General features: G+C 63.7%; 16 protein-coding genes. 8 read left to right on the top strand and 8 right to left on the bottom strand.

The genetic code is table 11. The features are described 5' to 3' along the window. Nucleotides 1–136: 136 nt before the first annotated feature. Together QO034_RS00440 and QO034_RS00435 are read right to left on the bottom strand one after the other, a co-directional pair. The gene (locus tag QO034_RS00440; RefSeq protein WP_284483521.1) at nt 137–589 is read right to left on the bottom strand and encodes an ATP-binding protein; all 453 of its coding nucleotides are present in this window, start codon (nt 587–589) and stop codon (nt 137–139) included. A gap of 33 nt (nt 590–622) precedes the next feature. Next, complete coding sequence (locus tag QO034_RS00435; RefSeq protein WP_284483520.1) at nt 623–961, bottom strand: STAS domain-containing protein; 339 nt, start codon at nt 959–961, stop codon at nt 623–625. A 95-nt stretch (nt 962–1,056) separates the two neighbouring features. Between QO034_RS00435 and QO034_RS00430 the strand changes: the two genes are divergently transcribed. From QO034_RS00430 to bhcD, 7 genes are all read left to right on the top strand, one after another. Continuing rightward, entirely contained in the window at nt 1,057–2,229 is a 1,173-nt protein-coding gene (locus QO034_RS00430; protein ID WP_284483519.1) for a thiolase family protein, read from the top strand. A gap of 174 nt (nt 2,230–2,403) precedes the next feature. Beyond that, complete coding sequence (locus QO034_RS00425; protein WP_284483518.1) at nt 2,404–2,976, top strand: helix-turn-helix domain-containing protein; 573 nt, start codon at nt 2,404–2,406, stop codon at nt 2,974–2,976. Between the two features lie 4 nt (nt 2,977–2,980). Further along, nucleotides 2,981–3,604, top strand: coding sequence for a LysE family translocator (locus QO034_RS00420; protein WP_284483517.1), 624 nt, complete (start codon nt 2,981–2,983; stop codon nt 3,602–3,604). Then, nucleotides 3,604–3,978 (top strand): GFA family protein, encoded by a 375-nt coding sequence (locus QO034_RS00415; protein WP_284483792.1) that lies wholly within the window; start codon nt 3,604–3,606, stop codon nt 3,976–3,978. The genes QO034_RS00420 and QO034_RS00415 overlap by 1 nt, the downstream gene beginning before the upstream one ends. A gap of 3 nt (nt 3,979–3,981) precedes the next feature. Continuing rightward, entirely contained in the window at nt 3,982–6,423 is a 2,442-nt protein-coding gene (locus QO034_RS00410) for a GcvT family protein (RefSeq protein WP_284483516.1), read from the top strand. Continuing rightward, nucleotides 6,420–6,590 carry a hypothetical protein gene (locus tag QO034_RS00405; protein WP_284483515.1) on the top strand — a complete coding sequence of 57 codons (171 nt, stop codon included), beginning with the start codon at nt 6,420–6,422 and terminating at the stop codon, nt 6,588–6,590. Before QO034_RS00410 ends, QO034_RS00405 begins: the two co-directional genes overlap by 4 nt. A gap of 168 nt (nt 6,591–6,758) precedes the next feature. Continuing rightward, nucleotides 6,759–7,724: an iminosuccinate reductase BhcD gene (gene bhcD / locus QO034_RS00400; RefSeq protein WP_284483514.1), complete on the top strand. Its 966-nt coding sequence runs from the start codon at nt 6,759–6,761 to the stop codon at nt 7,722–7,724. Between the two features lie 26 nt (nt 7,725–7,750). On the opposite strand, the gene phnE (QO034_RS00395) is transcribed toward bhcD, so the two are convergent. The 6 genes from phnE (QO034_RS00395) to QO034_RS00370 all read right to left on the bottom strand — a co-directional run bounded on the left by phnE (QO034_RS00395) (nt 7,751) and on the right by QO034_RS00370 (nt 17,490). Continuing rightward, complete coding sequence (gene phnE / locus QO034_RS00395) at nt 7,751–8,566, bottom strand: phosphonate ABC transporter, permease protein PhnE (protein WP_284483513.1); 816 nt, start codon at nt 8,564–8,566, stop codon at nt 7,751–7,753. Further along, nucleotides 8,566–9,378 carry a phosphonate ABC transporter, permease protein PhnE gene (gene phnE, locus QO034_RS00390; protein ID WP_284483512.1) on the bottom strand — a complete coding sequence of 271 codons (813 nt, stop codon included), beginning with the start codon at nt 9,376–9,378 and terminating at the stop codon, nt 8,566–8,568. Before phnE (QO034_RS00390) ends, phnE (QO034_RS00395) begins: the two co-directional genes overlap by 1 nt. Next, nucleotides 9,375–10,169, bottom strand: a complete 795-nt coding sequence (gene phnC, locus QO034_RS00385) for a phosphonate ABC transporter ATP-binding protein (RefSeq protein WP_284483511.1) — start codon at nt 10,167–10,169, stop codon at nt 9,375–9,377. Before phnC ends, phnE (QO034_RS00390) begins: the two co-directional genes overlap by 4 nt. Nucleotides 10,170–10,223: 54 nt before the next feature. Next, the gene (gene phnD, locus QO034_RS00380; RefSeq protein ID WP_284483510.1) at nt 10,224–11,198 is read right to left on the bottom strand and encodes a phosphate/phosphite/phosphonate ABC transporter substrate-binding protein; all 975 of its coding nucleotides are present in this window, start codon (nt 11,196–11,198) and stop codon (nt 10,224–10,226) included. 52 nt (nt 11,199–11,250) lie between these two features. Continuing rightward, complete coding sequence (gene gph, locus QO034_RS00375; protein WP_284483509.1) at nt 11,251–11,937, bottom strand: phosphoglycolate phosphatase; 687 nt, start codon at nt 11,935–11,937, stop codon at nt 11,251–11,253. A 96-nt stretch (nt 11,938–12,033) separates the two neighbouring features. Next, nucleotides 12,034–17,490: a CHAT domain-containing protein gene (locus QO034_RS00370; protein ID WP_284483508.1), complete on the bottom strand. Its 5,457-nt coding sequence runs from the start codon at nt 17,488–17,490 to the stop codon at nt 12,034–12,036. Between the two features lie 446 nt (nt 17,491–17,936). Between QO034_RS00370 and QO034_RS00365 the strand changes: the two genes are divergently transcribed. Continuing rightward, complete coding sequence (locus QO034_RS00365; RefSeq protein WP_284483507.1) at nt 17,937–19,565, top strand: long-chain-fatty-acid--CoA ligase; 1,629 nt, start codon at nt 17,937–17,939, stop codon at nt 19,563–19,565. The last annotated feature ends 14 nt before the right edge of the window (nt 19,566–19,579 follow it).

Genomic DNA, 19,579 nt, shown 5'->3' with positions numbered 1-19,579 from the left:
TCCTCGGCGCCATGCATTGGGTGGGGGCTATGATGCGCAGGGCGCCGAGGGAAGCCATTTGCAGCTACACTGTCTTGATGCCGGTGATTTCCGGCAGCAGTAGGGAATGAATGGGGCTGTTTTGCGGCGGCGTCAGTCAATGGCGATCCACCGCGGGAACCACGTCGAACGTCAGTTCCAGGCGGTTGCGATCGTTTTCGCGCGCATAGCTGATATCGCGCGCCAGCGTCCGGATCATGAACCAGCCGAACCCGCCTTCCGGAAGGTCATCGACGGCGCCCGTCACATCCGCTGGTCTGCCCTCTGGCAGTCGTCCGTCCGGCAGCGGCTTGCCGCCGTCGGTCGTGGTCAGTTTCAGGATCGCCTCCCGGAAGGCGACATCGACGACGATGTCGCCCGGCGCGGTTCCGGCGTAAGCGTGTTCCACGATGTTGTTGATCACCTCCGCCAAGGCGATCTCGACGGCGCCGATCTGTTCCTGCACCAGGCCTCTGGCCTGCAACGTTCCGATGATCTCGCAGAGGGCGGCCCGCGCATCCAGTTCCGTCGCCCTGAACCTGTGCGAAAAGCCGGTCGCTGCGTCCGTCACCTGAATTGCCCCCGGCGCGACGTAAACACCTGTTCAGCCGACCTGCGCGGTCACGGCGTCGTCCAGCGACGGAAACAGCTTGAACACCGTGTCCATCCGGGTCAGTCGGAACACCTTGTCGACCGTGGGCGTCAGCCCGGCCAGATCCAGTTTCCGGCCATCGCCGAGCTGTTTCATGGCGGCGACAATCGCCCCGAGGCCGCTGGAATCGATGAAATCGACGCTCGACAGGTCGAGGATGACGCGGCTCGGGCCGCCATCCGTGTGTTCGCGCATCGCTTCCTTGAACTGGATGGCCATCGCGGCGTCGATACGGTTGCTGTTGACGGTCACGATCTTGGCCGTGCCGGTCAAGGTGCTGGTCAGTGTCACCGGCGTGCTCCTCTATCGGTGAATATTTGATTGGCAAGGCTAGACGGCAATCCTTACCATTCGGTATGCAGGCGTGAGACTGGGGAGAAATCGACATGAAGGAAGTTGTCATAGCCGGAGCGGCCCGCACGCCGATGGGCGGGTTTCAGGGCGTGTTCGATGGCGTCGTCGCCGCCGACCTGGGCGGTCACGCGGTCAGGGCCGCATTGCGGGATGCCGGGGCAAAGACGGTCGATGAGCTGCTGATGGGTTGCGTCCTTCCCGCCGGGCAGGGCCAGGCCCCGGCGAGGCAGGCCGGCTTCGCCGCCGGACTGGGCGAGGATGTGCCCGCAACGACCCTGAACAAGATGTGCGGCTCCGGCATGAAAGCGGCGATGATCGGTTTCGATCAGATCGCCCTCGGCCAAAGCGACGTCATGGCCGTCGGCGGCATGGAAAGCATGTCCGGCGCGCCCTATCTGCTGCCCAAGATGCGCGGCGGCGCCCGCATCGGCCACGCCCAGGTGATCGACCACATGTTCCTCGACGGTCTCGAGGACGCCTATGACAAGGGCCGCCTCATGGGCACCTTTGCCGAAGACTGCGCGGAGGCGTTCCAGTTCACCCGCGATGCGCAGGATCAATATGCGCTGGCCTCGCTGTCCAATGCGCTCGACGCGGAACGCAGCGGGGCGTTCGCCGATGAAATCACCCCGATCACCCTGCACACGAGATCCGGCGAAGCGATCATCACCACCGATGAACAGCCCGGCAAGGCGCGGCCGGAAAAGATCCCGATGCTGAAACCCGCCTTCCGCAAGGACGGCACCGTCACTGCGGCCAATTCCTCGTCGATCTCCGATGGCGCCGCGGCGCTTGTGCTTGCGTCGGCGGAAACGGCGGAAGCGCGCGGCCTGTCGGTCCGCGCCCGCATCCTGGGCCATGCGAGCCATGCCCAGGCTCCGGCGCTGTTCCCGACCGCCCCGGTGCCTGCGGCGCGCAAACTTCTGGACCGTATCGGCTGGCACAAGGACGATGTGGATCTCTGGGAAATCAACGAAGCCTTTGCCGTCGTGCCGATGGCTTTCATGCGGGAAATCGGCCTGCCGCGGGATATTGTGAACGTCAACGGCGGCGCTTGTGCGCTCGGCCATCCGATCGGGGCCTCGGGGGCGCGGATCATGGTCACATTGCTCAACGCCCTGGAAAAGCGCAACCTGAAAAGAGGTGTGGCGGCGATCTGCATCGGTGGCGGCGAAGGCACGGCGATCGCGATCGAACGCATCTGATCTTCCTCTTGCCGGAAAATACTCCGGGGGTGAATTGGCCAAAGGCCAAGAGGGGGCAGCGCCCCATCCGCCCGGCCGGAATTCGCGCTGCACGGCGAGACGTGAAAAAAACCTTGAAAATTTCATAAACTCAGTCAATAATGAAAATGAGGCAGAAAATTTCATGGAAATTGCATGTTGCAATCGAACCCCCGCCTGTCCACATCGCTCGGCGCCGACCTGCGCGCCCTGCGCAAGGCGCGGGGCATGACCCTGACCGATCTGTCCGTGGCGCTGGGGCGGTCCGTCGGATGGCTCAGCCAGGTCGAACGCGACCTGTCGGATCCGTCCGTCACCGACCTGCGCCACATTGCGGCCGCGCTGGACGTGCCGGTTTCCATGCTGTTCAGCAACCATGCCGCGCCGGCGGCCGAGTCCGGATATATCGTGCGGCAGGGCGCGCGCCGCGCCATCGGCAGTGCGAGAGCCGGTCTGGTTGAAGAACTTCTGTCGCCCGACCTGACGGACGATTTCGAGATGGTGCATTCCACCTTTCAGCCGCACAGCGAGATCGGGGAAACCGTGACCCGCCCGACGCAGGAGGTCGGCTTTCTGGTCTCCGGACGGCTGGAACTGACCATTGGTGCGCGCGCGTTCACGATCCATCCCGGAGACAGCTTTCGCATTCGAGGCGAACCGTTCCGCTGGGCCAACCCCCATGACGAACCCGCCGTCGCGATCTGGGTCATCGCGCCGCCGGTCTATTGACGCGATGAGCTTTCAGGCATGGACCCTTTTCGCGCTGTTCTGGGTGGTCTTCGTCACCACGCCCGGACCGAACGCGGTCAACTGCATCACCAATGGCATGACGTTGCCGTTCCCGCGCGCCATGATCGGCGTGCTGGCGATCCTGACGCAGGCGACCTGCTTCCTGCTCCTGTCCGCGGCGGGGGTCACCGCGCTGATCGCCGCGTCCCCCACCGGTTTCTTCATCGCCAGGCTGATCGGAGCAGGATTTCTGATCTGGCTGGGCGTGCGCGGATGGATGCGGGCCGCGATGCCGGTGCCGGCGGGCGGCCGCCCGGCCCGCTGTGTCTACCTGCACGCGCTCGCCATCGCCACGATCAACCCGAAAAGCGTCGCCGGATACCTGGCGACCTTCTCGCAATTCGTGCAGCCGGATGTGCCCATCGGTCAGCAGATGGGTGTCATCCTGCCCACGGCCCTGACCATCACCGCAGTCAGCTATACCGGGTTCACGGCGCTTGGCGCCATTCTCGGACGCGCGGCGCTGGGTGCAGTGTTCAACGTCTGGGTGCGCCGGGTGATGGCCGCCTGCTTCATCGTCTACGGTGTCCTGCTGGGCACCAGCGCCACGCCACAGGGGAGGGTATGATGCTCAGGGGAAGCTGCAACTGCGGGGCGGTGCGATTCACCGTGAAGGACGGCGGACGGAGTGTGACGGCCTGCCACTGCGGCCAATGCCGCAAGCAATCCGGCCATCACTGGGCGTCGGGCTATGCACCGGACAGGAATTTCCACATCGAAGGCGACCCGCGCTGGTATCACACCAGCCCGGTCGCCAAGCGCGGGTTCTGCGGGGTCTGCGGCTGTTTCCTGTTCTGGAAGGCCCATGCCGAAGACGGGATGTCCTTCTCGCTCGGCGCTATCGACGGGCCGACCGGTCTGCGCCTGCAGAAACACATCTTCACCGCCTTCAAGGGCGACTATTACGACATCGCGGACAACGTTCCGCAGCGCGAGGACTGACCCATGGGCGATTTCCCGACAACGGCCCGCGTGGTCATCATCGGCGGCGGTGCCGTCGGCGCGTCCGGACTCTATCATCTTGCCAAGGCCGGGTGGACGGATTGCGTGCTGCTGGAAAAGAACGAACTGACCGCCGGATCCACATGGCATGCGGCGGGCAACGTGCCGACTTTCTCGACAAGCTGGTCGATCATGAACATGCAGCGCTATTCGACAGAGCTGTACCGCCGGCTCGGGGCCGAGGTCGATTACCCGATGAACTATCATGTCACGGGATCGATCCGCCTTGGGCACAGCAAGGAACGGATGCAGGAGTTCGAACGCGCCCGCGGCATGGGCCGCTACCAGGGCATGGACATCGACACGATGTCTCCGCAAGAGGCGCGGGATCTGTATCCGTTCATGGAACTGCATGACCTTCACGGCGTTCTCTATGACCCCAACGACGGCGATATCGATCCGAGCCAGCTGACCCAGGCGCTGGCCAAGGGCGCGCGCGACATGGGCGCACGGATCGAACGGTTCTGCCCGGCAACGGGGGTCAGCCGGCAAAACGGTGAATGGATCGTCCACACGGCCAGGGGTGACATCCGCTGCGAATACGTGGTCAACGCGGCGGGATACTATGCGCAAAGGGTCGGCGAATGGTTCCGGCCCCATGGCGGGCGCACCGTGCCGATGATGGTGATGAGCCATCAATACATGCTGACCGACGAGATCCCCGAGATCGAAGCCTATACCCGCGAGAACGGCAAGCTGCCGCTGCTGCGCGATGTCGATACGTCCTATTATCTGCGGCAGGAAAAGACCGGGCTGAATCTTGGTCCCTATGAACGCAACTGCCGCGCCCACTGGGTCACGCCGGACGACCCGATGCCGGACGACTTCAGCTTCCAGCTCTATCCCGACGATCTGGAGCGGCTGGAATGGTATATCGAAGACGCCATGGCCCGCGTGCCGCTGCTGGGCAAGGCCGGCGTCAACAAGGTCATCAACGGCCCGATCCCCTACGCGCCCGACGGCCTGCCGCTCCTGGGGCCGATGCCGGGCGTACCCAACGCTTTTGAGGCTTGCGTTTTCACCTTCGGCATCGCCCAGGCGGGGGGGGCGGGCAAGGTGCTGGCCGAATGGATCACCGAAGGCGCGACCGAATGGGACATGTGGGCGGTCGATCCGCGCCGCTACACCGACTATACCGACAGCGACTATTGCGTGGCCAAGGGCATGGAGACCTATGGCCACGAATACGCCATGCATTTCCCCTGGCATGCCTGGCCCGCCGGGCGCGACAGAAAACTGTCGCCGGTGCATGAGCGGGTGAAACAGCTTGGCGGGCAGATGGGCGCGTATAATGGCTGGGAACGGGCCAACTGGTTTGCGCAGGAAGGGGACGACACCTCGTCCGACGCCACCCGCACCTGGAACCGTGCCGGCCCCTGGGAGCCCCGTATTCGCGAGGAATGTCTCGCTGTGCGCGACGGTGTCGGTGTGCTCGACCTGCCGGGTTTCTCGCGCTTCGATCTGACGGGTGCGGGGGCGGCGGACTGGCTCGATGCCCGCATCGCCGGCGCCTTGCCAGCGGTCGGACGCCTGAACCTCGCCTATTTCGCCGACAACCGCGGCCGCATCCTCACTGAGATGAGCGTGCTGCGTCACGGCGAAGACGCCTTTACCCTGATCACCGCCGCCACCGCGCAATGGCACGACCTCGATGTGCTGCGCCCGGCGCGCGATGCGGGCCTGACCCTGACCGACCACACGGCGGACTATTCCACCCTGATCGTCACCGGGCCGAAATCGCGCGAACTCTTCGCGCGTATCGCCGAGGCCGACCTGACCCTGCCCTGGCTGACGCATCAGCCGGCCACGGTCGCGGGCAAGGGGGCGGTGCTCGCGCGGGTGTCCTTCGCCGGCGAACTCGGCTGGGAAATCCACGCTGCGAAGGCCGACATGCCCGCGATCTACGATACGGTGCTGGACGCGGGCGCGAAACCCTTCGGCATGTGGGCGCTGAACGCCTTGCGCATCGAAAAGGGCTACCGTGCCTGGAAGGGCGACCTGTCAACCGACTATTCGCTGCTGCAGGGCGGCCTTGGCCGGTTCATCCGGTTCGGCAAGCCGCAGGGCTTTCCGGGCAAGGCGGCGCTCCTGCATGAACGTCAGCAGGGGGTCGCGAAACGGTTCGTCACCCTTCTGGTCGACGCGGGCGAGGCCGACGCTCCCTATATGTCGACGCTCTGGCGGGACGGAAAGGTGGTGGGGGAAACCACTTCCGGCGCCTGGGGGTATCGCGTCAACGCGTCCATCGCTCTTGGCATGCTGCGGGCCGACCTGGCGATTCCCGGCACCGAAATCGAAGTGGACATCTACGGCACCCGTTGCCGCGCCATCGTGCAGCCGGATCGTCCACTTTGGGATCCCGAAAACGAAAGACTGCGCGGATGACGCTCGCGAAATACCGGATCTGCCTCGGGGGTTCCGGCGGCGTTCGTCGCGCCGCCGCCGTCCCGCCCGGCCGGCGCGCTTCCGGCGGAAATCGCTCCGACCTCGATCCCGCGACCTATGCGGAATTCGCCTTCCGTTCGCGCGCTGCAAGCCACGGGATCGTCTGACCCCATGCCGCTGTTTTCCTCTTGCCGAAAATACTCCGGGGAGTGGGGGGGGGCGCGCCCCCCCCCCCCCCCCGGCCGGGGGCATTCTGCCCCCGGACCCCCTGAGAGTATTTTGCGCAAGAGGAAGAGCGGACGAGGTCATGTGCCGGTCCGCAAAGGAGAAAGACCATGCTGATCGTACCCGAACGCGACATAGCGGATCTGATGACGCGGCACGCGGCCTATGACGCCGTCGAAAAGGTGTTTGCCGCGATGGCGTCGGCGGATGCTTACAATTTCCCCGTCATCCGCGAGGCGATCGGGCATGAGGACGCGCTTTACGGTTTCAAGGGCGGGTTCGACCGGGCGGGCATGACGCTGGGTCTGAAGGCGGGGGGATACTGGCCGAACAATCTCGAGAAACACGGCATCATCAATCACCAGTCCACGGTGTTCCTTTTCGATCCGGATACCGGGCGCGCGGTCGCGATGGTCGGCGGGAACCTGTTGACGGCATTGCGCACGGCCGCGGCGTCATCGGTGTCGATCAGGCATCTCGCGCGGGACGATGCCAAGGTTATCGGCATGGTCGGGGCCGGACATCAGGCGACGTTTCAGTTGCGCGCGGCGCTGGAGCAGCGCCGGTTCGAGAAGGTGATCGGGTGGAATTTCCATCCCGAGATGCTGCCGAACCTGAAGGCGGTTGCCGACGAGGCCGGGCTGCCCTTCGAGGCGGTGGAGCTCGACGGGCTGCGTGCCGCGGATGTGCTGATTTCGATCACGTCTTCCTTTGAAGCGATCCTGAAGCCGGAGCATGTGAAGCCGGGCACCCATATCGCCTGCATGGGCACGGACACGAAAGGCAAGCAGGAGGTCGATCCGCGCCTTCTGGCGCAGGCGACGGTTTTCACCGATGAGGTCGCGCAATCCATCAGCATCGGCGAAGCGCAGCATGCGATAGCGCAAGGCCTGATCGGGGAGAGCGACATCGCCCAGATCGGCGCGGTCGTGAATGGCGACCATCCCGGACGCCGGTCGGCGGAGGAGATCACCTTGTTCGACGGAACCGGAGTCGGCTTGCAGGATCTCGCGGTCGCCTCGGCGGTGGTCGATCTGGCGGTCGAGAAAGGCGTTGCGATCGAAGTGGATTTCTGATCGGCATCCGTTCCGGCGGCTGCGTGTCAGATGATCGCGCCGCGCACCTTGGCCGACACCCATTCGGAAATGACCACGGCGGCCAGGATCACCAGCAGGATCAGCGACACCTGCGGCCAGGCCAGGACATTGAGAGAGGCCGACAGTTGCAGGCCGATGCCGCCCGCGCCGACCAGTCCGAGCACGGTGGATTCGCGGATGTTGATGTCCCATCGGAACACCGCGATTCCGGCGAAGGCGGGCAGGATCTGCGGCACGATCCCATAGGCCATGATCTGCCAGCGGCTGGCACCGGTGGCGGTGATCGCCTCGACCTGGGTGTTGTCGATTTCCTCGATCGCCTCGTAGAGCAGCTTGGCGCAGAACCCGATGGACCGGATGGCGATGGCGATGACGCCCGCGAAAACGCCGGGGCCGATGATCGCGATGAGCAGGAGCGCCCAGATCAGCGAATTGATCGACCGGGTGGACACGATGATCAGAAGCGCGATGGGCCGGACGAGCAGCGCCGAAGGCGTGGTGTTGCGCGCCGCGAGAAATGCCACCGGAACGGCGAGACAGAGCGCGATCAGCGTACCCATGGTGGCGATGTTGATCGTATCCCAGATCGGCTTTCCGAGCTGCGTGATATAGTCCCATTTCGGCGGGGTCGCGCGGGTCCAGATGTCTTCGGCGATGCGCGGCGCGTCCCAGACGAAGAACCACGTGGTCGCGCCCGATATCTGCTGCCAGCAATAAGCGAAGATCGCGACCCCGGTCAGCCAGAGCGCCCAGTGCGACAGGCTTTCCGTCTGGGTGCGCCGCCGCCAGACCTTTGCGCCGTTCCTATCGCCGACCGGCATTACTGCACCCGCGCCCGGATGATGCCGGACAGGTATTCCAGCGCCATGACGATCAGGATGATCAGGATCAGGATCGCCGCCGCCGTGTCGTATTCATAGCGGTCGAACGAGGTGTTCAGCGTGGCGCCGATGCCTCCGGCGCCGACCAGGCCGAGAATCGCGCTCTCGCGGAAATTGATGTCCAGCCGATACATCGATAGTCCGATCAGGCGGGGCATGACCTGCGGCTGCACCCCGTAATTGATCCATTGCGACCAGCGCGCGCCCGAGGCCCTGATGGCTTCGGCCTGCACCCGGTCCATGCTTTCGATGTCTTCCGCCAGAAGCTTGGACAGGAACCCGATGGTGGCGAAGCTGAGCGTCAGGAAGCCGGCCAGTGGGCCGAAGCCGAAAATCGCGACCAGCAGGATCGCGACGATGATCTCCTGCAAGGCGCGGCTGATCGCGATGATGCCGCGGCAGGCCAGGTAGACCGGCAGGGGGGCCACGTTGCGGGCTGCGCCCAGAGCGATGGGAATGGAAATCGCGATGCCGACGACCGAGGCGGCGACGGTCATGATGATGCTTTCGACCATGCCGTCCCATATGTCGCCGGAGCGTGAGACGAAGTCCGGACTGGTGAAGGCGAGGACGAACTGCTTGCCGCGTTCCAGGCCCTCGTAGACGCGCGCCCAGTTGACGTCGATGGTGAGGAAGGCGGCGACGAGATAGGCGACGAAGCCCGCCAGCAGCAGCCAGCGCAGCCAGGGGCGTTTTATGAGAGGTGGCTTTTTCCAGCCGCGGCCCAGGATGGCTTGCAGTTCCGTGTTCATTCCGCGGCCTCGATGTCCTCGTCGTCCTCTACGGTTTCGATGGTCGCTTCCCAGTCTTCCTCGCCATAGATCGTGGTCAGAACATCCGGCGTCAGGTCTTTCGGCGGGCCGTCGAATTCGATGGCGCCAAAGCGCAGGCCGATCACCCGCTGCACGAACATCTGTGCCAGAGCCACGTCATGGATGTTGATGATCGCCGCCAGCCCGCGTTCCCTGCACAGTTCGCAGATCAGCCGCATGATCTGGCGGCTGGTCTTCGGATCCAGCGACGCGGTGGGTTCGTCCACCAGCAGGACTGCGGGGTTCTGGATCAGCGCCCGGCAGATGCCGACGCGCTGGCGTTGCCCGCCGGACAGTTCGTCGGCGCGTTTGTCCGCCATTGCAAGCAGCCCGACGCGGTCGAGAAGCCGGAACGCCTCGTCCACGTCCGGCTGCGGAAACCGCCGCAGGAAGCTGCGCCAGAACCCGACATAGCCAAGCCGCCCCGACAGCACGTTTTCCATCACCGTCAGCCGTTCGACCAGCGCATATTCCTGAAAGATCATGCCCATCCGCCGGCGTTCGCGGCGCAGGGCGCCGGCGGACAGATGCGTCAACTCGGTGCCGCCGAGAAAAACCTGGCCGGACGTCGGTTCAACCAGGCGGTTGATGCACCGGATCAGGGTCGACTTGCCCGCGCCGGACGGGCCGATCAGGGCCAGAACCTGGCCTTCGGGAATGTCCAGATCGACGGATTTCAATGCCTGGTCGCCGGTCTTGTAGGTCTTGGTCAGCTTTTCCAGCCGTAACATGCCCGCCCCCTTGTTATTGAACGGGGCGGTGTTTGACGACCGCCCCGTCGGGTCTTATTCGCAGGCGTAGCTGACGCCGTTGGCGGTATCGATCTTGCGGATCACCTCCCAGAAATCCTTGTAGTTCATTTCCAGAAACTGACCTTCGCCGTTCTTTTGGAACTCTTCCTTCAGGCTGCTGCCTTCCCATTCGAAGTTGAAGAAGGCGTTGCGGATCTTTTCCTGAAGTTCCGGCTTGAGGTTGTAGACGACGCCATAGCCGGTGGTCGGGAAGGTCTGGGATTTGTAGATCGACACGATCTGGTCCTTGCTGACCACGTCGCGTTCGATCATCCGCGTCATGACCGAATTGGCGACGGCGGCGGCGGGATAATCCTTGTTGGCGACGCCCAGGACCGAATTGTCATGCTTGCCTGAAAAGACCGGTTCGAAATCGGTGTCGGGCACCATGTTGTAATCCGCCTTGAGGATCGCCGATGGCGCCTTGAAGCCGGAATTGGATGTGGGCGCGGTAAAGGCCAACTGCTTGCCCTTGATGTCCTCTATCGTTTCGATGCCCGATCCCGGATAGGTGATGATCTCCATCTCGTAGCCGAAAGACCCGTCCGGCGCGGCCATGATGGTGAACGGGCTGAATCCGGCGCAGTTCACCGCCAACGGGTTCGATCCGGTGTTGAAACCGGCGATATGCAGGCGGCCTGACCGCATCGCTTCGATCTGCGCGGCGTTGGACTGCACGGGGAAGAACACGACGGACTTGCCGGTTTCCTTTTCGAGATGCGCAAGGAAATCGGCCCAGGCGGTCTTGTAGACGGCGGGGTCCTCGACCGGCGTATAGGCGAAAATCAGCGTGTCCGGATCGATCAGCTGGCTTTCATCCGTCGGGGTGTCTGCGATCAGATCGCCGTCCACGTCGCAGAACCGTTCATCCAGCGTGCCGCGCGGACAATCCTGGGCCATCGCGGGTGCCGCTATAGACAGGCCGGCCGCCAGAGCGGCCCCGGAAATCAGAGCGTTCAGTGTATTCATCTTATGTCCTCCCTCTCGCGAAACTAGAGCAGAACGGGAAGAACCCAAAGCGCTAATGTGCGGCCACGGTTACAAAACCGGCCTGATCCGTCCGCAGGCCGCTCTCGGACCAGCGTTCGAATATCTGATCCGCCCGCAGATCGGGGATCGGGGATTTCAGGTACCCGCCGGAAAACAGCCGGAAGGCGACGCCGGCATTCTGCGCCGTGGCATGATCGACGCCGCTGTCGCCGACATAAAGAATGTCCCGCGGGTCTGCCCGAAGTTCGGCGGCGCAGCGCAGCAGCGGCTGCGGGTCGGGTTTTCGGGCCTGATCCCGTTCCGCGCCGATGATCACGGTGAAGAACCGGGACAGGTCCAGCCCGTCGCAGACCTTGCGGGCCGGTTCGGTGGGCTTGTTGGTGCAGATCCCGAGCGGAACCGCATTGTCCTTCAGCCGCGTCAGGCAATCCGGAACCCCCGGATAGGGCCGTGTCAGCGTCGTCATGTTGGCGTCGTAGCTGTCCATGAACGCCGTCATCGCGGTCCCGTGCAGGGCCTGCGAATACGGCCCCGTCGCCCGCAGACAGCGTTCGACCAGTTTCTCGACTCCGTTGCCGATGAAAGACGTGATCGTCGCGAGATCGAGCGTTTTGCGGCCCGATGCGGTCAATGCCGCGTTCGCGGCGCTGTGCAGGTCGGGCGCGCTGTGCACCAGCGTGCCGTCCAGGTCGAATATGATGGCTTTGTATCGGGTCACGCGGGCTGTCTCTTGGGGCAGGGATCGGCCGCCCGGATCTTGCGCCCGAGCCGACCAGGAACAATGGTCGCGTTCCGCCGGGCGGAACGCAAGCGCCTATATTCCGAAACCCTCGGTCAACTCGCACACGTGGCGTTCGATCCTGTTCAGCCATTCCGATCTTTGGGGATCGATCTGCCCCATCATCATCTTGATGAAGGTGATCTGATCCCGCAGCGACTGCGCCTGCTGGAACGAACCGCCGCGCCGCCATATCTTGTCGATCGTGGACAGGATGTGCGACAACGACTGGTCCGTCGCGTGACTGGCGTCGTTCAATCCGCGCAGAACTTCGGTCTGTGCCTGGACGATGCCGTGCTTGAAACAGGGTTCGGCCCTGTCCTGAAACACGCTTTCGGCAAATATTCTATCCAGCCAGACGTCCACCGAAACACCGGAGCTTTCCGTCGCGGACGATTTTCCGTCCTGCCCGCGCAGGGCCACATCCGACAGCATGACACCGACAAGCCAGTTGATACCGGCATCAAGGTGAATCCGGTCCGGATCACTCTGGAAGGCCATTTCCATCGCCGACTTGTACTGATCCGTCATGTTTTTCAGCGCGGTCTTGCGCGATCCTTCGGGCTTGGTCTGCATCAGCCGCTTCAGCGCGGTGCCTTTCAGGCATTCCCGGTGCGTGGTTTTCCTGCCCTCGGTGAGTTGATCCAGCCTGTCATAACATTCCAGGGCCTTCTGAACGACATCAACCAGCACATCGGCCGCGGCCTTGCGGTCGTCGCCGGGCGCGCTGGACAGCCATGCGCGGGTGGCCTGTTGCACCCGCAGATCCTCGCGCATTTCGAAGGCGTCGAACGATCCGCAGGCGTCCGGGTAGTCGATCGATTTCTCGAAATAGGAGATCGCGCGGTCGAATGCATCGAGCCGCGCATAGGCGCGGCCCATGGCGTGACACCAGTCGCTTGCGGCATACCAGGACGGCCGGGAGCTTTCTTCGATGGCTTCCAGACGTGCCATCAGCAAGGCGCGCTTTTCCCGCGCCGACGCGGCGGATTCGGCGATATTCTGCGCCGCCCGCAACGCCTGATAGACGGAATAATACTTTATCTCGTCGGTTTCATGGGCCGAGTCATCCGCGGTCTCGTCGAACTTGTAGCTGGGATCGCCATAGCACTGATAGGCGCCCCAGGTGTTCTTGTCCGGATGTTCTTCAAACACGCGGCGGCGGGCGAGATGGATCGCCCGGCCGAACCGCACGCCATCCAACATCGCGGTGTAGAAGGTTTCGGCAAAGAGCATGGCCGCCTTGTCATCGACTTCCCAACCGGCGGCGATAACCGCCCGCACGCCCCGCTTGATGAAGGCGACCGACAGGCTGGCGGCGATTTCGCTCACGTTTCTGCCCGAATGCCCCAGGTGACAGCAATTCAGGAAGACAAGTTCGGGCACATACCGCATCTGTTCGATTTCAGCGACCGTCAGGTAGAGTCCTTCCCCAAGCACCATGCCGGTCTGTTCATGGGCGCCGCTACCATAGACCCCATGCCCGGCCAGGTGGATCAGTCGGGACGGGCGCAGCATGATCGACTTGATGATGTCAAAACCGTTTTCCGGCCGGATGATATCCTCGACGGTCCAGTTGTTTTCCTTGAGCAACTGCGCCACGCCAAGCGCCTCGCGCCGCGCCCCGTCCAGCGGCGAGAGATTGCTTTTTGGATCTCCGACGACGAGCGCCCGTGTTCCGCTGGCCCGCGGAATACGCGGACCGCTGGTGATCAATTTCCGGATCACCGGGGCGCGGATCACCATCGGCTTGTTTTCTTCACCGGCCTCGTCGTCGTCTTCTGCGGTCCGGCGGGCGCCGACGAACTCGTAGGTTCTGAAATCGTCCTCCATCAGTTCCCAGGGGTAGACGGCGGTGTGTTCGTCCAGTTCCAGCGTGATGTTCTGGTTCTCGCGGGCGAAGGTCTTGAGCTGGCTCGGGACCAACAGTTCGAACAGCAGCTTGCCCACTTCCCGGTTCGTCGCGGTTCCGGTGTCTCTCTGGTTCAGCAGGTCCTGGAACACCCTGGGCTGGATGACCGTCCCGGTATGTTCGGATTTCGCGGTTCCGCTGACCGCCACGTATTTCAACGTGTTTGATTCCGCATCGGCCTGCGTCACGGTGATGCGGCGCCACCAGTCGGTCTGCCGGCCGAGGTAGGTGCGCACCCGCGCATCCTGGATCTTGCGGACCTGCCCGTCGAATTCGAAGATCCTGCCGACCCGGCCAAGCGACCGCACGTTGTCAAGGGCGCTCGCCGCTTCATGCGCCGTGTCGTCATAAAGTTCGACGAACTGGAGATGTCCGATGCGCGGACCGTCCCCGAGAATCCGGTTGGCCTCGCTGACGGCCTGCAGGATGGCCTCGACGCTTTGCTGGATCGACATGTTCGTGCCCTGATGACCGATCAGCAGCGTCGATAGCTCGATCGGATCCTCGTCCGATCCGGCGACGAGCTTTTCCTTGCGGCGCTCGCGCACGATCAGACAGTATCGCAGCACGGCCTGCCTGAAGCTGTCCTTAAGCCCGCCGGGCGACAACGTGCCCAGCGTGCCGAGCCCGATGACGACCGCCCCTTTCGGGGACTGGTCTTCGCGCAGGATGACCTCGCAGGTTTCGATTTCACCGGGATAGAGTCCGAGATCGCGCACCTTGGACAGTTCCCGGTCAAGGCTTTCGTCCAGCGCCTCTTCCGCGCCCATCATCGGCGCATCGATGTAATGGCCGACCGCGAGCGGATAGCTGGCAAAGCGGAGATTGCCGTGCAGCAGCGAGACATGGACCGGTTTCTGTTCCTTCTTCAAGGGCGCCTGGCTGACCGACGAGGACCCGAGGAAATCGTCCAGGATCTCGTCCGTATCCGGATAGATCTCGATCGGCGTATCCACGACTTCGGTTTCGGCTTCGCCATCCGCGCGGCTCAGGAAAAGCGGTTGCCGGGTGAGCTTTTCCGTCGTGCCGGTCCGCAGAAGTTCCAGATAGGCGGGAAACGCGCTTTCGGTTCGTGGCAGATCGCCGTGGATCGCATCGAGATACCAGGTCGGGATATTCTTCGGAATCCCGGTCTTCCAGGTCACGGTGCCATCGCCCTGCGGCGTCGCGAAGAACTTGATCCGGTCAGCACCTTCGGCGGCCGGGTCGAGTTGCACCGAGGACGGCGTATTGCTGGCGCCGAACCCGGCCACGTAGCAGGTCAGCTCCGGGTCCAGTTCGTGTTCGGCCAGCGCCCGGTGGCCTTTCCGCGCGATTTCCAGCGCTTCGCGTGTCGGTTTGACCCAGTCTTCACCGTGCAGGCTGTGCAGCTGATCCCAGAACTGGTCGCTGAGATAGCGCCCATCCTCGTCGCTGGGCAGCAATTGCAGGGCGCCGTGCATGCCGGCGACAATCGACAGTAGGGCGGGCAGGTCGTGCTTGATGTCCACCATTTCCAGCTTGCGGATGGCGCTGTCCCGGCCCAGCAGCGTGCGCATCATGGAGAACGCGCCGCCGTTGGGCGTGCCCAGCATGACGAACCGGCTGCCGGGCCGTTGCTTGACCCGCGCCCAGAGATCCGGCCGCGTCTGAAACAGCGCCCGGACGAGCAGACCGCCCATGGAATGGGCCATGAACCGGATCGGCTGGTTGGTGGATCCGGTGCGTTTCAGTTCGGCTTCGACCAGGTTGCCCAGCTTTCGCACGACATTGCTGTGACCCTGTTCGAGGATGGACAGACGCCAGTCGTAGTCGAACGGGATGACCTTGTGGGTCCGGGACAGGTATCGCGCGAGATCCCAGTAGTGGGTCTTGAGCGACCCGCTCGACGTCACCTTCGGCTGTTCGATGCGCAGCCTGTCCAGCCCGCCGAACGGAATTTTCAGCGGATTGGTCCAGATCCAGTCGCCGGCCTGCGACAGATGGCTGCCCATCACGCCGGGCAGGACGAAGCAGACCGGATCGTTGTTGCCGGCGCGCGACGCCAGGTCCGGGAATTTCTCGGATTCCGGAATCTCACCGGAGGCAACGCCGCGCGACGCCGGCAGGAACACAAAGCTGGTGTCGTCCTGGATCGCCGCGCCGACGATCTCGCGCTGCGAGGCGGGTTCGTGGAAATAGCTGAAATGGGACACTTCCGGGCCCTTGAACAGGAACGGCTTGGCCTGCCGGTCCCGCGCCGCGCCCCGGGTCATCGACGCGGTATCGACGACGAAATCGTGGTCCGCCCGAAAGAACAGATCGGCCGCCAGTACGCCCAGGCGCTGCAACACGCCGGCGCCCTGCGTGTCGCCACCGATCACCCAGAGCCCGTTGCCGTATCGGACGTCTTCGCGGTTCAGCATCCGCGTCAGGGGGCTTGTGGGCATCATCGCCTCCAGCCCCGGCAAGGATGCCGGATCGGCCTTGGTGCGGATCAGCGCCATCAGGAACGCCTTCATCAGATCGGCGGCGCCGGTCCGCTTGAGAACCGGGATCAGTTCAAAGACGTTCAGCGCGATCGACAGGTATCTGTCCAGGCGTTCGGACGCGAGCGTCGTGCCCGCGATCGGACCCGCCACCCGCACCACCCGGTCGACCCGAAGCTGTTTTTCGTCCAGCACCTCGCGCAGCTTCTTCAATTCGTTCAATTGCGCCGCGCGGTCTTTCAGCTTTTGAAATATCTCGATATCCATGTCGTCGATCGCGCCGGCTTCGGCCACGTCCTTTCGCGCCGCGCGGCTGACGAGTTCCGCGATCATGCCGCCGCGGGAATGGGACATCAGGCTGACAGAGGCACCCTTGGGCAGCGCTTCAACGAGGTCGATGGCGTTCCGGACCGGGCTTTCCGTCACGGACTTGTGCTGCAAGGCATAGATGCCGCCGGGATGGGCGGCTTCGAGTTTCTGCCAGACCTCGCCATAGGGTGCGAGCGCCAGATCGCCAAAGCTGCCTTCGGTGCTGGAAAACGTGCCGTGCAGAAAGACCAGGATCTTCTGGTCGGCGGGAACGTCGCCAGTCTTGACCGGCGAGAGCCTGATCGTGCCTTCGCCATCCTTGACCAGTCGTTCGCATTTGCGAAAGCCGGGATCTATGGTGTTCTCGATCTTTCGCGCCAGCGCCACCGCGCTCAGCTTGCCCGCGGTCTGCACCGGATCGCCGCGCAGAACGCGGATGGCGCGCACGACATGGCTGACGAGCCCGCGGCTGTCGGCGCCCTGGCCCTTGAAGGCCAGTTGCCGCGGCACGAGCAGGGCCTGATCGGCGCCGGACCGGCTTTCGGCGCCCTGAAAATCGGTTTCGGTGCTTTCGACCGACTGCCAGATCTTGAGGCCGTCCTTCAGTTCGATTTCCACGATATCCGTGGGCCGGACATTTGGCACTTCGAACGCGGTCGCCTTGGCATCCCCGCCACGCGCGTGCGGCAGGCGGCCCGCCCCGATGACCTTGACTTTCAGAACCGCCGACTTGTCGGAATCTCCCGTCGCGTCGGAGGCCGGGGGCCAGACCTGTTCTTCCTTGGAAAACGACACGGGCTGACCGGGAAGGAAAATGTTCGCCATTGCGTTGCTCCTTGTCGGCCTGCACGCCGACGCCATGGAATGTATTAATCAATGATTAACTCTACTCATGGTGGAGACAGTGCGTCAAACGCTAGTGTTTCGCGGACCCGCTCGTGATCGGCGTCGCGGTGGCGCGAAACATGCAAGCCATTTGTTCAATGGAAAAACACCGTGCCGGAATCGCCACTTGCCCGGAAGGTGCGCCAGCGCGACCGCGCTGACCGACCGCATTACTTCATTTGGACGGTGTTTCAGCATGGGTGCGGGAGTCCGTGGTCTCACCGGCCGGAATGGTCTACAGCGCCGACGAATCGGACCTTGTGAGGTTCGTTCGAAAATCGGTTCGCACTCCGTCCGATTGGAATTGCGCGCCGGGCCGCTGCCGGGTCATGCTGGCGCAAGGGCGGCGCATGTGCCTGCTCCGCAATGGTGAGGAGACGACACGCATGCTTGGCAAGATGATGGACAAACCCCTGACGATCAGTTCGCTGATCGCGCATGCCGCACGCTATCATGGGGCGACCGAAATCGTTTCCGTCGAAACCGGAGCCCCCGTGTCGCGGACCGATTGGGCCGGAATCGAAGCCAACGCGCGAAAGCTCGCGGCAGCCCTGTCGCGGCTCGGGATCAAACAGGGCGACCGGTGCGCGACCATCGCCTGGAACAACCGCCGCCATCTGGAGATCTATTTCGGCATCGCGGGTGCCGGATTCGTCTGCCACACGATCAATCCGCGTCTGTTTTCCGAACAACTGGTCTACATCATCAACCACGCGCAGGACCAGGCGCTGTTCCTGGACGCGACCTTTCTGCCCGTGGTGGCCCCGTTGCTGGGCGAACTGGAGACGGTGAAGCATGTGATCCTGATGGGTCCCGGGGACGCCGCCGCGGAAGGGATGATCCCCGGCCTGCTGTTCTACGACGACCTTCTGGCTGCCGAATCCGATGATTTCCGGTGGCCCGAGATCGAAGAGAACCTGCCGTCCAGCCTGTGCTACACGTCTGGAACGACGGGCCATCCAAAGGGGGTTCTGTATTCCCACCGCAGCACGGTGCTTCACACGCTGGGCGCAAACCAGCCCGACGGTATCGCCTTGTCCGCGAAGGACACGGTTCTGGCGGTTGTTCCGATGTTTCATGCCAACGCCTGGGGCGTTCCCTATGTGGCCGCGGCGGTGGGGGCGAAATTCGTCCTTCCGGGTCCGCATCTGGATGGTGAAAGCCTCGTGCGGCTGATCGACGAAGAACGGGTGACGCTGGCCATGGGCGTGCCGACGATCTGGATGGGACTGCTGGAGGCGCTGGAAAATACCGGCAGCAGGATCGACAGCCTGAAACGCTCCATCGTCGGCGGCTCGGCCTTGCCGTCTTCGATGATCCCCGCCTTCCGGGACAGGTATGGCGTCGAACTGATCCATGGGTGGGGCATGACGGAAACCAGCCCTCTCGGAACAATGAACCAGCTGCTGCAGAAACATGCCGGACTGAGCGATGCGCAAAAGGCGGAGCTCCGCAAGGGGCAGGGTCGCCCGCTTTACGGCGTCGAACTGCGGATCGTGGACGACGCGGGCCGGGTGCTGCCCGAGGACGGCAAGACACAGGGCGATCTGCAAGTGCGCGGATACTGGGTGGTGGACACGTATTTCCGGGCCGACAGTTCCGCCACGACCGGGGATGGCTGGTTCGACACCGGCGATGTCGCGACCATCGACCCGGATGGCTATATGATCATTCGCGACCGGTCCAAGGACATCATCAAGACCGGCGGCGAATGGATCTCAACCGTGGAACTGGAGGATATCGCGATCGCCCAGGACGGTGTCGCGAATGCCGCCGCCATCGCCGCGCGACACCGGAAATGGGACGAACGACCGGTCCTGATCGTGGTGCCGCAACCGGGCGTCAGGCTTTCGGAACAGGATATCCTGCGGGGGTATGACGGCAAGGTGGCCCGCTGGCAGGTTCCCGACAAGGTCATTTTCGTGGATGCTCTGCCGATCGGCGGCACCGGCAAGGTGCTCAAGAACAAGCTGCGCGAGCAGTTCGGCGACGTCCTGTGGGATGACAAGGTCTGACGCGGACGGGTGGC

Source organism: Sedimentitalea xiamensis (genome assembly GCF_030164465.1).
In the GTDB taxonomy this organism is placed as follows: domain Bacteria; phylum Pseudomonadota; class Alphaproteobacteria; order Rhodobacterales; family Rhodobacteraceae; genus Sedimentitalea; species Sedimentitalea xiamensis.
The sequence above is the reverse complement of the archived record's forward strand: the minus strand, read 5'-3'. Positions and strand labels throughout refer to the sequence as shown.

Excerpts from the sequence above, each read along its gene's own strand:
- QO034_RS00430 (WP_284483519.1), top strand. The coding sequence starts at position 1,057 with ATGAAGGAAGTTGTCATAGCCGGAGCGGCCCGCACGCCGATGGGCGGG.
- QO034_RS00370 (WP_284483508.1), bottom strand. The coding sequence starts at position 17,490 with ATGGCGAACATTTTCCTTCCCGGTCAGCCCGTGTCGTTTTCCAAGGAA.
- QO034_RS00365 (WP_284483507.1), top strand. The coding sequence starts at position 17,937 with ATGCTTGGCAAGATGATGGACAAACCCCTGACGATCAGTTCGCTGATC.
- QO034_RS00420 (WP_284483517.1), top strand. The coding sequence starts at position 2,981 with ATGAGCTTTCAGGCATGGACCCTTTTCGCGCTGTTCTGGGTGGTCTTC.
- phnC (WP_284483511.1), bottom strand. The coding sequence starts at position 10,169 with ATGTTACGGCTGGAAAAGCTGACCAAGACCTACAAGACCGGCGACCAG.
- bhcD (WP_284483514.1), top strand. The coding sequence starts at position 6,759 with ATGCTGATCGTACCCGAACGCGACATAGCGGATCTGATGACGCGGCAC.
- QO034_RS00415 (WP_284483792.1), top strand. The coding sequence starts at position 3,604 with ATGCTCAGGGGAAGCTGCAACTGCGGGGCGGTGCGATTCACCGTGAAG.
- QO034_RS00410 (WP_284483516.1), top strand. The coding sequence starts at position 3,982 with ATGGGCGATTTCCCGACAACGGCCCGCGTGGTCATCATCGGCGGCGGT.
- QO034_RS00425 (WP_284483518.1), top strand. The coding sequence starts at position 2,404 with ATGTTGCAATCGAACCCCCGCCTGTCCACATCGCTCGGCGCCGACCTG.
- phnE (WP_284483512.1), bottom strand. The coding sequence starts at position 9,378 with ATGAACACGGAACTGCAAGCCATCCTGGGCCGCGGCTGGAAAAAGCCA.
- phnE (WP_284483513.1), bottom strand. The coding sequence starts at position 8,566 with ATGCCGGTCGGCGATAGGAACGGCGCAAAGGTCTGGCGGCGGCGCACC.
- phnD (WP_284483510.1), bottom strand. The coding sequence starts at position 11,198 with ATGAATACACTGAACGCTCTGATTTCCGGGGCCGCTCTGGCGGCCGGC.
- QO034_RS00405 (WP_284483515.1), top strand. The coding sequence starts at position 6,420 with ATGACGCTCGCGAAATACCGGATCTGCCTCGGGGGTTCCGGCGGCGTT.